The 15,627-nt window shown below is 68.1% G+C and carries 15 protein-coding genes; 8 read left to right on the forward strand and 7 right to left on the reverse strand.

What is annotated here, in order from left to right; all coding sequences use genetic code 11:
• Positions 1-170: 170 nt before the first annotated feature.
• The gene (locus tag ACV22V_RS04585) at positions 171-440 is read right to left on the reverse strand and encodes an acyl-CoA-binding protein (protein ID WP_059529263.1); all 270 of its coding nucleotides are present in this window, start codon (positions 438-440) and stop codon (positions 171-173) included.
• Between the two features lie 147 nt (positions 441-587).
• Here ACV22V_RS04585 and tsaB point away from each other — a divergent pair, with 147 nt between their 5' ends.
• Genes tsaB through ACV22V_RS04605 form a run of 4 tightly spaced genes read left to right on the forward strand, consistent with a single transcriptional unit; the run spans position 588 to position 3,841 of the window.
• Positions 588-1,355 carry a tRNA (adenosine(37)-N6)-threonylcarbamoyltransferase complex dimerization subunit type 1 TsaB gene (gene tsaB / locus ACV22V_RS04590; protein WP_059529266.1) on the forward strand — a complete coding sequence of 256 codons (768 nt, stop codon included), beginning with the start codon at positions 588-590 and terminating at the stop codon, positions 1,353-1,355.
• The gene (gene rimI / locus ACV22V_RS04595) at positions 1,352-1,852 is read left to right on the forward strand and encodes a ribosomal protein S18-alanine N-acetyltransferase (RefSeq protein ID WP_448013139.1); all 501 of its coding nucleotides are present in this window, start codon (positions 1,352-1,354) and stop codon (positions 1,850-1,852) included. Before tsaB ends, rimI begins: the two co-directional genes overlap by 4 nt.
• The gene (locus tag ACV22V_RS04600; protein ID WP_448013140.1) at positions 1,839-2,885 is read left to right on the forward strand and encodes a uracil-DNA glycosylase; all 1,047 of its coding nucleotides are present in this window, start codon (positions 1,839-1,841) and stop codon (positions 2,883-2,885) included. The genes rimI and ACV22V_RS04600 overlap by 14 nt, the downstream gene beginning before the upstream one ends.
• The gene (locus ACV22V_RS04605) at positions 2,882-3,841 is read left to right on the forward strand and encodes a DUF1853 family protein (RefSeq protein WP_223961074.1); all 960 of its coding nucleotides are present in this window, start codon (positions 2,882-2,884) and stop codon (positions 3,839-3,841) included. The genes ACV22V_RS04600 and ACV22V_RS04605 overlap by 4 nt, the downstream gene beginning before the upstream one ends.
• A gap of 18 nt (positions 3,842-3,859) precedes the next feature.
• Here the strand turns inward: ACV22V_RS04605 and thiD are convergent, their stop codons facing one another.
• Both thiD and lplT read right to left on the reverse strand, forming a co-directional pair.
• Positions 3,860-4,669 carry a bifunctional hydroxymethylpyrimidine kinase/phosphomethylpyrimidine kinase gene (gene thiD, locus ACV22V_RS04610; protein WP_448013141.1) on the reverse strand — a complete coding sequence of 270 codons (810 nt, stop codon included), beginning with the start codon at positions 4,667-4,669 and terminating at the stop codon, positions 3,860-3,862.
• A gap of 58 nt (positions 4,670-4,727) precedes the next feature.
• Positions 4,728-6,035, reverse strand: a complete 1,308-nt coding sequence (gene lplT / locus ACV22V_RS04615) for a lysophospholipid transporter LplT (protein ID WP_059529280.1) — start codon at positions 6,033-6,035, stop codon at positions 4,728-4,730.
• A gap of 218 nt (positions 6,036-6,253) precedes the next feature.
• Here lplT and alr point away from each other — a divergent pair, with 218 nt between their 5' ends.
• From alr to ACV22V_RS04630, 3 genes are all read left to right on the forward strand, one after another.
• Entirely contained in the window at positions 6,254-7,324 is a 1,071-nt protein-coding gene (alr, locus tag ACV22V_RS04620; protein WP_059529283.1) for an alanine racemase, read from the forward strand.
• A gap of 11 nt (positions 7,325-7,335) precedes the next feature.
• A complete protein-coding gene (gene radA / locus ACV22V_RS04625) occupies positions 7,336-8,712 on the forward strand; it encodes a DNA repair protein RadA (protein WP_448013142.1) in 1,377 nt (458 codons plus the stop codon).
• A 149-nt stretch (positions 8,713-8,861) separates the two neighbouring features.
• Positions 8,862-9,128: a DUF2866 domain-containing protein gene (locus ACV22V_RS04630; protein WP_059529286.1), complete on the forward strand. Its 267-nt coding sequence runs from the start codon at positions 8,862-8,864 to the stop codon at positions 9,126-9,128.
• Between the two features lie 193 nt (positions 9,129-9,321).
• Here ACV22V_RS04630 and ACV22V_RS04635 read toward each other — a convergent pair whose 3' ends face one another.
• A complete protein-coding gene (locus ACV22V_RS04635; RefSeq protein ID WP_448013143.1) occupies positions 9,322-11,253 on the reverse strand; it encodes an ATP-binding cassette domain-containing protein in 1,932 nt (643 codons plus the stop codon).
• 136 nt (positions 11,254-11,389) lie between these two features.
• Here ACV22V_RS04635 and ACV22V_RS04640 point away from each other — a divergent pair, with 136 nt between their 5' ends.
• Positions 11,390-11,869 (forward strand): glutathione peroxidase, encoded by a 480-nt coding sequence (locus ACV22V_RS04640; RefSeq protein WP_059529292.1) that lies wholly within the window; start codon positions 11,390-11,392, stop codon positions 11,867-11,869.
• A 120-nt stretch (positions 11,870-11,989) separates the two neighbouring features.
• Here ACV22V_RS04640 and cls read toward each other — a convergent pair whose 3' ends face one another.
• From cls to dapE, 3 genes are all read right to left on the reverse strand, one after another.
• Positions 11,990-13,429, reverse strand: a complete 1,440-nt coding sequence (gene cls, locus ACV22V_RS04645; protein WP_448013144.1) for a cardiolipin synthase — start codon at positions 13,427-13,429, stop codon at positions 11,990-11,992.
• Positions 13,430-13,542: 113 nt separating this feature from the next.
• Positions 13,543-14,451, reverse strand: a complete 909-nt coding sequence (gene prmB, locus ACV22V_RS04650; RefSeq protein ID WP_448013145.1) for a 50S ribosomal protein L3 N(5)-glutamine methyltransferase — start codon at positions 14,449-14,451, stop codon at positions 13,543-13,545.
• Between the two features lie 11 nt (positions 14,452-14,462).
• Positions 14,463-15,602: a succinyl-diaminopimelate desuccinylase gene (gene dapE / locus ACV22V_RS04655; protein WP_448013146.1), complete on the reverse strand. Its 1,140-nt coding sequence runs from the start codon at positions 15,600-15,602 to the stop codon at positions 14,463-14,465.
• Positions 15,603-15,627: the final 25 nt, after the last annotated feature.

Consider the following 15,627-nt stretch of genomic DNA (forward strand, 5'->3'; position numbering starts at 1 on the left):
GGTCGAAGCAGGAGGGGACAGGTTCTAAACCGGATTGGAGCTTAACGCTACGAGGCGTCGGGCCGGAACGGCTTGCGAGCCGAGCGCGGGAGATGACGCAGCCAGCATTATAAAGATATTTGCTGCGCTGCGCCACTGATTTGATTGCCTATTGCGGCGGGCGGGGCAGGTCAGGACGCCGTGCCGTTCTTCAGCGATTCGACGAGCTCGATGTATTGCTGCTTCGCCGCATCCTGGGTCGTGCCTTTCAGGGCTTCCCATGCGTCGTACTTGTACTTGCCGACGATATCGGTGAAGCCGGGCTTGTCGCCGTGCGCGTCGCCGTCGGTCGCCTGCTTGAAGAGCGCGTACAGGCGCAGCAGCGTCAGGTTGCCCGGTCGCTCGGTCAGTTGCTTGACGTCGATCTGGGCTTGGTCGAATTGGGCGGTGAGTTCGCTCATCGTGTGTCTCCGTAAGGGTTTCAAGTCGGCCGATCTTAACAAGCGCCGCGCCGCGCGGGGTCGAGCGATCCTTCCAAACCGCCGGCCGCGCGGCGCGCGCAACGCGATCGGGTCCGATCGCCCGTGGGAGCGGGGCGCCGCATTACAATGTCGGCCATGACGCAAACAGTGCTCCTCGCCATCGATACGTCGACCGAATACTGCTCGGTCGCGCTGCTGCGCTCGGCTTCGGCCGATGACGCCGTTTCCACCCCGCAAACCTGGGTCCGCCACGAGCTGACGGGCGCCGTGTCGAGCACGCGCGTGCTGCCGGCCATCCAGGAGCTCTTCGCCGAATCGGGCCTCACGTTCGCCGATTGCGACGCGATCGCATTCGGCGCGGGCCCCGGCTCGTTCACCGGGCTGCGTACCGCGACCGGCATCACCCAGGGGCTCGCGTTCGGGCGCGGGCTGCCGGTCGTGCCGGTCGGCACGCTGCTCGCGTGCGCCGAGCATGCGCGGCTGCGCGCGCCCGGCACGACGCGCGTGCTGGCCGCGCTCGATGCGCGGATGGATGAAGCGTACTGGGCCGACTTCGCGTGGGACGACCAGGCAGGCGACTGGCGCACGCTGCATCCGGCGTCGCTCGATGCGCCGGGCGCCGTCGGCGTGCCCGACGCGCCGTTCACGCTCGCGGGCAACGCGGCGGCCGCATTCGGCGCGCAGCTGCCGGCCGCGGCCGCCGCGGCCGTGATCGACGGCGACGCGCTGCCGCATGCGCTGGCGGTCGCGCATGCCGCGCTGAGGGCGTTCCGCGCCGGCCGTACGGTGCCGGCCGACCAGGCTGCACCGGAGTACGTGCGCGACAAGGTCGCGCAGACCACCGCCGAGCGCATCGCGGCCCGTGCCGCGCAGACGGGCGGAGCGAAAGGATGACAGGCGTATTGTTGAGCGACCGCTATCTGTCGCCGATGACGGATACCGATCTCGATGAAGTCGTCGCGATCGAGCAGGTCGCGTACGAATTCCCGTGGAGCCGCGGCAATTTCGAGGATTCGCTGCGCAACGGCTATTTCGGCGTGTGCCTGCGGCACGTGACGGGCACGCTCGTCGGCTATTGCGTGCTGATGCCGGTCATCGACGAGATGCACCTGCTGAACCTGTGCGTCGCCCCGGCGGCCCAGCAGTCGGGCGCGGGCCTCGCGCTGCTGCGCGAAGCCGTGCGCATCTCGCGCGCCGAACGGCTCGACGGCGTGCTGCTCGAGGTGCGGCCGTCCAATCCGCGCGCGATCCATCTGTACGAGCGCTTCGGCTTCGTGACGATCGGCCGGCGCAAGAACTACTATCCGGCGCGGCATCGCAGCCGGGAAGACGCGATCGTGATGCGTCTGACGCTGAACAAGGACGAAGGGGACGCGCATGGCGTGGGCTGAAGCAGCGCTCGAGGAAATGGGGCTCGCGCAAATATGGGTGCGGCGCGGGCAGCGTGCGGAAGGCGATGAAGCGGGCGCAACGCCGACGGCCGCGTCCGGCGCGGGGGGCGAGGTGTCCGCCGTTGCGACCGCAACCGTCGCGGCGACGCCTCGGCCGGTCGCGGAACAGCCTCGCGACACGCCGCCGCCTGCGACGCGTGCGTTCGCACGCGACGATACGGCGCCGGTCGGCGCAACCGCACGCGATGCGGCACCGGCGGGCGACGCCGGTTCGGCCGCCCGGGGCGCGAGCGATGACGACCACGCGCCCACCACGCCCGCACCGGCCGCTGCCGCGGACGACATGCCGCCCGTCACCGAGGACGATTTCGCCTGGTTTGACGCGGCGCCGCCCGGCGATCCGCTGCCGCCGGCCGAATCGCGTCCCGCCGCAACCCCGGTGGCGATGCTCGACTGGGATGCGCTGGCCGACCGCGTTGCCGGCTGCACGAGCTGCCGCCTGTGCGAGAAGCGCACCAATACCGTGTTCGGTGTCGGCGATCGCGAGGCGGACTGGATGCTGATCGGCGAGGCGCCGGGCGAGAACGAGGACAAGCAGGGCGAGCCGTTCGTCGGCCAGGCCGGCAAGCTGCTCGACAACATGCTGCAGTCGCTCGCGCTCAAGCGCGGCGACAACGTCTACATCGCGAACGTGATCAAGTGCCGCCCGCCGGGCAACCGCAATCCGGAACCGGACGAGGTCGCGCGCTGCGAGCCGTACCTGCAGCGCCAGGTCGCGCTCGTGAAGCCGAAGCTGATCGTCGCGCTCGGCCGCTTCGCCGCGCAGACGCTGCTGAAGACGGACGCGAGCATTGCCTCGCTGCGCGGCCGCGTGCACGCGTATGAAGGCGTGCCGGTGATCGTTACCTATCACCCGGCGTACCTGCTGCGCAGCCTGCAGGACAAGGCGAAGGCGTGGGCCGACCTGTGCCTGGCGCGCGATACCTTCCAGCGGCCGGAGGGTGACGACGCGAACGGGCCGGCCGGACGATGACGCGCAGCGCGGCGTTCGCGTTCGTCGATACGCTGCACGATGCCGCGGTCCGCGATCTGGGCTGGCTCCTCGCGAGCCCGAGCCTGCTCACCGCGGCGCCCGGCGCGCCGCTCGCGCATCCGTGGTCGGACGCGGTCGAGCGGGTGGCCGTCGAAGCGTGGCTCGTCGCGCTCGATGCCGCGCCGGCGCCGCTGCACCGCGCACTCGACGGGCTGCGGCCCGTGCGACTCGGCCGCTATGCCGAATGCCTGCTCGAGTATTTCCTCACGCACGGGCCGTCGCTGCGGCTCGTCGCCGCCAATCTGCCGCTGCGCAGCAACGGCAAGACGCTCGGCGAAGTCGATTTCCTCGTCGATGCGCCGGGCGGGCAGCGCCTGCACTGGGAACTCGCGGTGAAGTGCTATCTGTGCGCGCCGGTGGACGGCGACGCAACGCTCGCGGATTTCGTCGGGCCGAATCTCGTCGACCGCCTCGACCGCAAGCGCAGTCGGTTGCTCGAGCATCAATTGCGGCTGAGCGATCGCCACGGGTTCGCGCTGCTCGGCTACGGCGCGCCGTCCGATGCGCAGATGTTCATCAAGGGCTGGCTGTTCTATCCGCACGGCGTGCCGCTGCCGCCGGTGGCCGCGGAAATCGCGGCCGATCATCCGCGCGGGTTCTGGCTCACGCATGCGCAGTGGCCGGCCTGGGCGGCCGCGCAACCTGGTGGAGCGGCGTGGAACGTGCTGCCGCGGCTGGCGTGGCTCGCGCCGCGACGGGTGGCGGCGGACGCCGCGCCCGAACCGCTGGCGCAGTCGCTCGAGCTGCCGTCCGTATTGACGGCGCGCCAGGCGCCTGCGTTGATCGGCGTGCATCGACACGACGGCGACGGCGTATGGCGGGAGACGGCACGCGGCTTCATCGTCCCGGACGACTGGCCGGCGCGTGCGCGGGCGTTCGCCGCGCAGGACCACTGACGCCGCGTCAGCCGGCGCTTACCACCAGCGATGGAAGTGATGGACGGGGCCGACGCCGTGGCCGACGTCGAGCCGGCCGCTCGCGGCGATCGCGCCGGTGAGATAGGCCTTCGCTTCGCGCACCGCGCTCTCGAGATCGGGCTGTTGCGGCAGCAGCGCGGCGATCGCCGACGACAGCGTGCAGCCGGTGCCGTGCGTGTTGCTGGCCGGCACGCGCGCACCGTCGAACCGCACCGTATGCGCCGCGTCGACGAGCCAGTCGGGGCTCGCGGCGGCATCGGGCAGATGGCCGCCCTTCATCAGCACGGCGCGCGCACCGGTCTTCAGCAGCAGTTGACCTTGCCGGACCATCTCGTCTTCGGTCGTCGCGGGCGTATCGCCGAGCAGGGCGGCCGCTTCGGGCAGGTTCGGCGTGACGACGGTCGCGAGCGGCAGCAGCGCGTCGCGCAACGCGTCGACCGCATCGGGCGCGAGCAGCGCATGCGAGCTCTTCGAGATCATCACCGTGTCGAGCACGACGAAGCGCGGCGCATGGCGCCGCAGCGCGTCGGCCACCGCGTGCACGATCGCCGCGTTCGCGAGCATGCCGATCTTGACCGCGTCGATGCGGATGTCGTCGAACACCGCATCGAGCTGCGCGGTCACGAACGTGGCGTCCGGCGTGTGCACGCCCGTCACGCCGCGCGTGTTCTGCGCGGTCAGCGCGGTGATCACGCTCGCGCCGTACGCGCCGAGCGCGGAGAAGGTCTTGAGGTCGGCCTGGATGCCCGCGCCGCCGCCCGAGTCGGAGCCGGCGATCGTCAGGACGTTGGGTATCGGGTGCGTCATGATGGCAAGGCGCCGGTTCGAAGACCGGCGCCGACGGACGGAAACAGGAAGTGTAGCGTCAGTGCCGCGATTCGCCGATCAGCGCGACCGAGTCGAACTGACGCTGGTTCGCCTGGTGGCGGCGCATCACGAGCCACATCGTCAGGCACACGAACGTGCCGAACAGCACGATCACGACGCCGACCGGCACGTCGAGCCAGACGAGCACCGCATACAGGCACAGCATCACGAGCACCGACAGGTTCTCGTTGAAATTCTGCACCGCGATCGAGTGGCCGGCCGACAGCAGCACGTGGCCGCGATGTTGCAGCAGTGCGTTCATCGGAACCACGAAGTAGCCGGACAGCGCGCCGACGCAGATCAGGAAGATGTACGCGACGATCAGGTACGCCGGCAGGCGCAGGTGGCCGAAGTGCACGGCCCAGTGCGACGGGAACAGGTCGCGCGTGTAGAACGCCATCAGCATGACCGCGATGCCCATGATGATGCCGACGGGCAGCACGGTGAGCGACTTCTTCAGCGGGATCCGCGCGGCGGCGGCGATCGCGCCGCCCGCGACACCGACCGCGACCACCGCCTGCAGGATCGCGCCTTCGGACAGCGACATGTTGAGCGAGACTTCGGCCCACTTCAGCACGATGAACTGCAGGGTCGCGCCGGCGCCCCAGAACAGCGTCGTGACCGCGAGCGAGATCTGGCCGAGCTTGTCGCGCCAGAGCACCATGAAGCAGTCGGCGAAGTCGGTGAGGAGCTTGACCGGGCCACGCTCCTGCTTCGGGTAGCGCGCGCCCGTATCGGGGATCCGCAGGTTGAAGATGGCGGCGATCACGTAGATCGCCATGATGATCACCATCGCCGCTTCGGCGGGCGTGGCGATCCAGGCTGGCGTGTGCGCGATCACGTGCGACGCGATGTGCGGGCTGATCAGCGCGCCGCCGAGCACGGTGCCGAGGATGATCGAGCTGACGGTCGTGCCTTCGATCCAGCCGTTCGCGGCGACGAGCCTGTCGGCCGGCAGCAGCTCGGTCAGAATGCCGTATTTCGCGGGCGAGTAGGCCGCGGCGCCGAAGCCGACGATCCCGTACGCGATCAGCGGATGAGCACCGAACAGCATGATCAGGCAGCCGACCACCTTGATCGAGTTGGTGATGAACATCACGCGGCCCTTCGGGCGCGAGTCGGCGAACGCACCGACATACGCCGCCAGCACCACGTAGGACAACACGAAGAACAGCTTGAGCAGCGGTGTCATCCAGTTGGGGGCGTGGAGGTCTTTCAGCAGGGCGATGGCGGCGATGAGAAGCGCATTGTCGGCCAACGACGAGAAAAACTGCGCGGCCATGATGGTGTAAAAACCTTTTTTCATCTGATGCGATGCTTTCGTCGCTGCGGCAGGGCCGCGTAGGCCGCCTAGTATGCGATCGGCTTATTCCGTTCGAAATGGGTTGTGCGCACGGCTTTATAACACGAAAATACGGCAATTCGGACTAGCAAGATTCCCCGATCGTTCCGCAAATTGTCGGCTTCGGTGCTCAAAAGGCGCGGTAAGCTGATGATTCGCAAGCGTCTTTACGTAAATTTCCCATGCCGCGCCCGATCTCCGCCACCATCCATACCGCCGCTCTCGCGAACAATCTCTCCGTCGTCCGCCGATTTGCCGGCCCGTCCAAGGTCTGGGCGGTCGTCAAGGCCAACGCGTACGGCCACGGTCTCGCGCGCGTGTTTCCCGGCCTGCGCGGCACCGACGGCTTCGGCCTGCTCGACCTCGACGAGGCCGTGAAGCTGCGCGAGCTCGGCTGGGCCGGCCCGATCCTGCTGCTCGAAGGGTTCTTCCGCTCGACCGACATCGACGTGATCGACCGCTACAGCCTCACGACCACCGTCCACAACGACGAACAGATGCGGATGCTTGAGACGGCGCGGTTGTCGAAGCCCGTCAACGTGCACCTCAAGATGAACAGCGGGATGAACCGGCTCGGCTACGTGCCGGAGAAATACCGCGCCGCGTGGGAGCGCGCCCGCGCGTGCCCCGGCATCGGCCAGATTACGTTGATGACCCATTTTTCGGACGCGGACAACGAGCGCGGTGTGGCCGAGCAGCTCGCGACGTTCGAGCGCGGTGCGGAAAACATTGCCGGTGCGCGCAGTCTCGCGAATTCCGCGGCCGTGCTGTGGCATCCGGATACGCACTTCGACTGGGTGCGCCCGGGGATCGTGCTGTACGGCGCGTCGCCGTCGGGGCTGTCGGCCGACATCGCCGACACGGGCCTGAAGCCCGCGATGACGCTCGCGTCCGAGCTGATCGCCGTGCAGACGATCGCGAAGGGGCAGGCGATCGGCTACGGCTCGACGTTCTCCGCGCAGGCGCAGATGCGCATCGGCGTCGTCGCGTGCGGCTATGCGGACGGCTATCCGCGCGTCGCGCCCGAAGGCACGCCGGTGATCGTCGACGGCATCCGCACGCGGATCGTCGGCCGCGTGTCGATGGACATGATTACCGTCGACCTGACGCCGTGCCCGCAGGCCGGCGTCGGCGCGCGGGTCGAGCTGTGGGGCGACGCGCTGCCGATCGACGACGTCGCGCGCCATTGCGGGACCATCGGCTATGAACTGATGTGCGCGGTCGCCGGCCGCGTGCCGGTGCGCGCGGAATAAGGGCAGCTCGCGTGGCAAAACAGAAAACCGTCTACGTCTGCAGCGAGTGCGGCGGACAAACCCCGAAGTGGCAGGGGCAATGCCCGTCGTGCCAGGCCTGGAACACGCTCGTCGAATCGGTCGCCGAGTCGCCGGCCGCCCATCGCTTCCAGTCGCTCGCGAAGCGGGCGCCCGTGCAGCGGCTCGTCGACATCGAGGCGGCCGACGTGCCGCGCTTCTCCACCGGCATCGGCGAATTCGACCGCGTGCTGGGCGGCGGGCTGGTGCCGGGCGGCGTCGTGCTGATCGGCGGCGATCCGGGCATCGGCAAGTCGACGCTGTTGCTGCAGTCGCTCGCGGACATCGCCAGCGAGCGCCGTGCACTCTATATCAGCGGCGAGGAATCGGCCGCGCAGATCGCGTTGCGCGCGCAACGGCTCGCGCTGCTCGACGGCGGCGCACCGGCGGCCGAGCTGAAGCTGCTCGCCGAAATCCAGCTCGAGAAGATCCAGGCCGCGATCGATGTGGAACGGCCGGACGTCGCCGTCATCGACTCGATCCAGACCGTCTATTCCGAAGCGCTGACGTCGGCGCCCGGTTCGGTGGCCCAGGTGCGCGAGTGCGCGGCGCAGCTCACGCGCATCGCGAAGCAGTCCGGCACCGCGATCATCATGGTCGGACACGTGACGAAGGAGGGCAACCTCGCCGGCCCGCGCGTGCTCGAGCACATCGTCGACACGGTGCTGTACTTCGAAGGCGACACCCATTCGTCGTTCCGGCTCGTGCGCGCGTTCAAAAACCGCTTCGGCGCGGTCAACGAACTCGGCGTGTTCGCGATGACCGAGCGCGGGCTGCGCGGTGTCGCTAATCCGTCCGCGCTGTTCCTGTCGCAGCACGAGCAGGTCGTGCCGGGTTCCTGCGTGCTCGTCACGCAGGAGGGCACACGCCCGCTGCTCGTCGAAATCCAGGCGCTCGTCGATACGGCCCACGTGCCGAACCCGCGCCGGCTCGCGGTCGGCCTCGAGCAGAACCGGCTCGCGATGCTGCTCGCGGTGCTGCACCGGCATGCGGGCATCGCGTGTTTCGATCAGGACGTGTTTCTGAACGCGGTGGGCGGCGTGAAGATCACCGAACCGGCCGCCGACCTCGCGGTGCTGCTCGCGATCCATTCGTCGATGCGCAACAAGGCGCTGCCGAAGGGTCTGATCGTATTCGGCGAAGTGGGGCTGGCGGGCGAGATCCGGCCGTCGCCGCGCGGCCAGGAACGGCTGCGCGAGGCGGCGAAGCTTGGTTTCACCGCAGCGCTGATCCCGAAGGCGAATGCGCCGAAACAGCCGATCGAAGGGCTGAACGTGATGGCCGTCGAGCGGATCGAGCAGGCGATCGACCGCGTGCGCGATCTCGAATGACCGTGCGCGGCCGGCACCCGCGCGTGCCGGCCGGCCGCGATCTGTCGCGTAATTCGTTGTAAAGAATATGTAGGCTGATGTAACCTGCCGGACATCGCTTTTCCCTATCCTTTCCCGGATTGTCGAACCGCGCAATGCGAAGGGAACCTATGTTCAAACAGTATGGGGAAACGCCGGGCGGACGCAGTTACAACCTGCGCGGCTGCCGCGTGTCGGAGCCGATCGTTCAGCCGTGGGGCGGTGGATGTCGGATCGTCGAGTGGATCGACGACGAAGGGCGCATCGCGCGCCGGGTCGTGTCCGAGGACGTGACGGAAGCGGAGGTTGCTGCGGCGATCCGCCGGCCGACCGAAGGGCGGCGTCATCTGATGGACGACGACGAGCAGATGCCGCGCGATACGTTGCCGCGGCGTTGAGCGGCTGGCGGGGCCGACGAACGGCCGACGCGACAACGGCGAACGCGACAATGACGAAGAGGCCGGGCCTGAGTGCCCGGCCTTGTCGTTTCCGGGCCCGGTGCAGCCGGGCGGGTGCTTCGGGCGTTGACGCATCCCGGGGATGCCGCGCGTGGCCGATGAAGCGATCGGCCGACGGCGCCCCGGGCCGTGGTCAGCCGATCTGCTCGAGCTCTTCCTGCACGGCGAGCCAGTCCGCCTCGACCGTTTCGAGCCGGGTATTGACCTCACCGAGCGTGCGGATCGCGTCGGTCAGTTCCGTCTTGCGCGCGGCCTCGTAGCTCGCCGGATCGGCGACGAACGCGTCGAGACGCGCCTTCTCCGCGTGCAATGTTTCCATTTCCTTTTCGAGCTTCGTGATGCGGTTCTGCAGCGGTTTCTTCAGCTGCGACAGCCGCTGGCGCTCCTCGGCCGCCTGACGTTTCTGATCCTTGCGATTGACGCCCGAATCTACACCCGCTGCCGCCGCGCTGTCGGCCTTCGCGGCCGCGCGCTGCTCGGCCGCATGCTGCAGCAGCCAGTCGCGGTAATCGTCGAGATCGCCGTCGAACGGCTGCAGACGGTGTTTCGCGACGAGCATGAACTGGTCGGTGGTCGCGCGCAGCAGGTGGCGGTCGTGCGAGACGAGGATCAGCGTGCCTTCGAACTGCGCGAGCGCCATCGTCAGCGCGTGACGCGTTTCGAGGTCGAGGTGGTTGGTCGGCTCGTCGAGCAGCAGCAGGTTCGGCTTCTGCCAGATGATCAGCGCGAGCGCGAGCCGTGCTTTCTCGCCACCCGAGAACGGGCCGACCGGGCTCGTCGCCATGTCGCCCGAGAAATTGAAGCCGCCGAGGAAATCGCGCAGTTCCTGCTCGCGCGTATCGGGGGCGAGCCGGGCGAGATGCGCGAGCGGCGAATCGTCCTCGCGCAGCGTTTCGAGCTGGTGCTGCGCGAAATAGCCGATCGTCAGCCCCTTGCCGTCGCGCACGTGGCCCGACAGCGGCGCGAGCGTGCCGGCCAGCGTCTTGATCAGCGTCGACTTGCCCTGGCCGTTCGCGCCGAGCAGGCCGATGCGCTGGCCGTTCTGGATCGACAGCGCCACGCGTTCGACGATCGGAATGTCCGTGCCGTCGTCGGCGTGGTAGCCGCAGCGGACGTCCTCCATCACCATCATCGGATTCGGCGCGGCATCGGGCGTGCGGAACTCGAAGGTGAACGGCGACGCGATGTGCGCGGGCGCGATCAGCTCCATCTTCTCGAGCGCCTTCATCCGGCTTTGCGCCTGCTTGGCCTTGGTCGCCTTGGCCTTGAAGCGGTCGACGAAGCTCTGCAGGTGCTCGATCGTCTTCTGCTGCTTTTCGTATGCGCTTTGCTGCAGCGCCAGTTGTTGCGCGCGCAGCACTTCGAATTGCGAATAATTGCCGCCGTAGCGCTTCACCTGGCGATTTTCCAGATGCAGCGTGACGTTGCAGATCGAGTCGAGGAATTCGCGGTCGTGCGAGATCACGACGAGCGTGCCGGCGTAGCGGTGCAGCCAGTCCTCGAGCCAGACGATCGCGTCGAGGTCGAGGTGGTTGGTCGGTTCGTCGAGCAGCAGCAGGTCGGAGCGGCACATCAGCGCCTGCGCGAGGTTCAGCCGCATGCGCCAGCCGCCGGAGAAGCTGGCGACCGATTCGCGCGTCTGCGCGAGCGTGAAGCCGAGGCCGAGCAGCAGTGCTTCGGCGCGCGCCGGTGCGGTATAGCCGTCGGCGTCGGCGAAGGCCGCATGTGCGTCGGCCTCGGCCGCGCCGTCATGCGCGGCCGAGGCCGCGGCGATGCGCGCTTCGATCTCGCGCAGCGCGGTGTCGCCGTCGAGCGTGTAGTCGAGCGCCGAGCGGTCGACGGCGGGCGTTTCCTGCGACACGTGGGCGATCCGCCACGACGGCGGCATCGCGAAATCGCCGGCGTCGGAATGCAGCTCGCCGCGCAGGACCGAGAACAGCGTCGATTTGCCGGCGCCGTTCGCGCCGATCAGGCCGGCCTTTTCGCCGGGATTGAGCACGAACGAGGCCGACTCGAACAGCGGCTTGGTGCCGCGCGCAAGGCTGAACTGATTGAAACGGATCACGGCGGGAATGACTGGCCAAAACCGCTATTCTAGACTGCGCGCGCGTCGCCCCGGATATCGGCCGTTCGGCAGATGCCGCAACGGCGCGATTTGGCCTAGACTCCACCTCGATCCGGTTTCGTAAAAGGAGTGCCCGATGTCCACCCTGTATTCGTTCAGCGCAGAGACGCTCGCCGGTGAGCCGGCGTCGCTCGATGCGTACCGCGGCAAGGTGCTGCTGATCGTCAATACCGCGAGCGAGTGCGGTTTCACGCCGCAGTATGCGGGCCTGCAGAAGCTGTACGACCAGTACGCGGCGCGCGGTTTCTTCGTGCTCGGCTTCCCGTGCAACCAATTCGGCAAGCAGGAGCCGGGCGACGCCGCGCAGATCGGCGCGTTCTGCGAGCGCAATTACGGCGTCACGTTCCCGATGTTCGCGAAGATCGATGTGAAGGGCGACCACGCGCATCCGTTGTACCGCTACCTGACCGACGAGGCGCCCGGCATCCTCGGCCTCAAGGCGATCAAGTGGAATTTCACGAAATTCCTGATCGACCGTGACGGGCGGATCGTCAAGCGCTATGCGCCGTCGACGAAGCCCGAGGACATCGCCGCGGATATCGACAAGCTGTTGTAACCCCGAGAAGCGGCGGGCGGGCCGTTCGGACCGAGCGGGCAGTGGCCGCGGCGCCGAGCCGAATCCCGCGAAAGCGTGTGCCGTCATTCGAGCGGCGCACGTCCGGCGCTCGCGCGGCCGCTACAGGATTGGCGCGAACAGGCGCGCGACGTGCATCGCGATGCGTCGCCACGCGGGCGAGTGCCGATACTCGTTCGCATCGACTTCGTAGGCCAGTGAGAAATCGGCGTCGAGCATGGCCTCGACCTCGTCGGCGAACGTGCGATCGACGGTCAGCACCATGATTTCGAAGTTGAGCCGGAACGAGCGGTTGTCGAGATTCGCGCTGCCGATCGCGGCGGCGACACGGTCGATCAGCACGACCTTCTGGTGCAGGAAGCCGGGCCGGTAGCGGAACACCTTGACGCCCGCGTCGACGAGATCGCGCGCATAGAGCCTGGACGCCTCGAACACGACGTAGTGGTCGCGCCGGCTCGGGATCAGGATGCGCACGTCGACGCCGCGCATCACCGCGAGCTTCAGCGCGGCGATCACCGCTTCGTCGGGTACGAGATACGGCGTCGTGATCCAGATCCGTTCGCGCGCGGCGTTGATCGCCTCGACGAAGAACAGCGAGCCGGTTTCCTGTTTGTCGGCCGGCCCCATCGGCACGGCGAGGCAATGCATCGCGTCGTCGGGCAGCGCCTCCGGCGGTGTGGCGAGCGCCGGCAGCGTCTGCGTGGCCCAGTGCCAGTCTTCGGCGAACACGTACTGAATGCTGGCCACCACCGGGCCGCGGATCTCGATATGGGTGTCGCGCCACGGCGACAGGCGCCGGTTCGCGCCGAGATATTCGACGCCGACGTTGAGGCCGCCGACGAACGCGCGATTGCCGTCGACGACGACGATCTTGCGATGGTTGCGGAAGTTGAGCTGGAAGCGGTTGACGAACTTGCGGTGGGTCGCGAACGGATGGACCTCGACGCCGCCGCGGCGCAGCGTGTCGACGTAGCTGTGCGGCAGGTCGAAGCTGCCGATGCTGTCGTACAGCAGGTAGCAGCGCACGCCGGCCGCCGCGCGGGCGAGCAGCGCGTCGCTCAGCATCTGGCCGAGCGCGTCGTCGCGCACGATGAAGAACTGGACGATTACGTAGTCGCGCGCGGCGTCGATCGCCGACAGGATCGCCGAGAAGGTCGCGTCGCCGTTCACGAGCGTGCGCACCGCATTGCCGCCGACGAACGGCATTCCGCCCAGCCGCGTAAGCGCGAGCACGGCGGCCCGGCCGATCGCGTCGGCGGCCGGCCCGTCGGTTGCGTTCGCATCGGGCCACGGCGCGCGCGGCGTGTGCGTGCGCAGCGCTTCCATCTCGTGGCGCCGCGCGTCGACGTAGCCGGAGAACTTGCTGCGGCCGAGGAACAGATAGGGAATGAGCGTCAGGTATGGCATCGCGGCGAGCGATACCGCCCACGCGATCGCGCCTTGCGACGTGCGCGTGTTCAAGATCGCGTGACACGCCGCAATGATCCCGAGCACGTGGATGGCCAGGATCAGGGTGCCGAGGTGTAACCAGTCGAGGGTCATGGGCGCGTGACGGACTCCTGAAGTCGTGCGGCGCGACAGCCGCTTACGCGCATCTTACCCAACCGTGCGGGACAGCGGTGTGCCGTACCGCACGGTTCGGTCGTGGCGCGCCGTCAGGCCTTGCGCGGCAGGTCCGACGCCTGGATCAGGAACACGGCGTCGTCACCCGCGCTGGTGGGCAGCCACGTGAGCTCGAGGCCGCCGAACGCGGCTTCGACGTGCTCGCGCTCGTTGCCGATCTCGACGACGAGCACGCCGTCGTCGTGCAGCCACTTGTGTGCTTGCCCGATGATGCGTCGCACGATGTCCATGCCGTCGTCGCCGCCCGCGAGCGCCATCTCCGGCTCGTGCCGGTATTCGGGCGGGAGGGCCGCCATCGACGTTGCGTTCACGTACGGCGGATTCGTCAGGATCACGTCGTAGCGCGTGTCGGGCTCGGCGCGGAACGCGGGCAGCGGCGCGTAGAGGTCGCCGTGATGCAGCGTGATGCGATCGTCGAGACCATAGTCGTGCACGTTGATCCTGGCGACTTCGAGCGCCTTCTCGGACAGGTCGACCGCGTCGATCTCGGCATTCGGGAACGCGCTGGCCGCGAGGATCGCGAGGCAGCCGGAGCCGGTGCACAGCTCGAGCACCGCGCCGACCTGTTCGGGATCGGCGACATACGGCTGCAGCCCGTCGTCGAGCAGCTCGCCGATGAACGAGCGCGGCACGATCACGCGCTCGTCGACGTAGAAGCGGTGGCCGTGCATCCACGCTTCATGCGTGAGATAGGCGGCCGGCACGCGGTCGGTCGCGCGTCGTTCGATCACCGCGAGCACTGCCGCGATTTCGTCGGGCAGCAGGCGAGCATCGAGGAACGGCTCGAGCGTGTCGAGCGGAAGGTCGAGCGTGCGCAGCACGAGATAGGCGGCTTCGTCGTACGCGTTGTCCGAGCCGTGGCCGAACGCGAGCTTCGCCTTCGAGAAGCGCGTGACCGCATAGCGCAGCAGGTCGCGAACGGTTGCAAAAGGTGTCGTCATGCGAGGCTCCGTCAGGCAATCAGTTGTTCGAGCACGCGGCGGTACACGTTCTTCAGCGGGTCGACGAAGCGCACGTCGATGTGTTCGTCGATCTTGTGGATGCTGCCGTTCGGCGGACCGAACTCGATCACCTGTGGGCAGATGCGCGCGATGAAGCGCCCGTCGGACGTGCCGCCCGTCGTCGACAGTTCGGTCGTGAGGCCGGTTTCGGCGCGGATCGCGTTCTCGAGCGCGTTCGACAGGTCGCCGCGCGGCGTGAGGAACGGCAGGCCGCTCACCGACCACTTCAACGTGTATTCGAGGCCGTGCTTGTCGAGGATCGCATGCACGCGTGCCTGCAAGCCCTCGACGGTGCTCGCCGTCGAAAAGCGGAAGTTGAACATCAGGTCCGCGTGGCCGGGGATCACGTTGGTCGCGCCGGTGCCCGCATGCAGGTTCGACACCTGCCAGGTGGTCGGCGGGAAGTATTCGTTGCCTTCGTCCCACTGTTCGGCGGCGAGCTCGGCGAGCGCCGGCGCGAGCAGGTGGATCGGGTTCTTCGCGAGGTGCGGGTATGCAATGTGGCCCTGCACGCCCTTGACGATCAGTTCGCCCGACATCGAGCCGCGGCGGCCGTTCTTCACGACGTCGCCGAGTTCGGCGGTCGACGTCGGTTCGCCGACGATGCAGTAGTCGAGGCGTTCGCCGCGTGCTTCGAGCAGATCGACGACCTTCACGGTGCCGTCGGTGGCCGGTCCTTCCTCGTCACTCGTGATCAGGAACGCGATCGCGCCGCGATGGCCGGGGTGGGCCGCGACGAATTCCTCGGAGGCGACGACGAACGCCGCGAGCGACGTCTTCATGTCGGCCGCACCGCGGCCGTACAGCTTGCCGTCGCGATGCGCGGGAATGAACGGCGGCGAAGTCCACTGCTCGAGCGGGCCGGTCGGTACGACGTCGGTGTGGCCCGCGAACGCGAGCAGCTTGCCGTCGCGGCCGTCGGTGCCGCGCTTGACGGCCCACAGGTTGGTCACGCCGTGCGACGCGACGGTCTCGCATTCGAAGCCGAGCACGGCGAGGCGCTCGGTCATGATCTGCTGGCAATGCTGGTCGTCGGGCGTGACGGACGCGCGGGCGATCAGCTGTTCGGTAAGGGCTAGGGTGGCGGACATGGTTCGGACCACTTTCGATAAAAAA

This window comes from Burkholderia sp. AW33-5 (assembly GCF_053427615.1).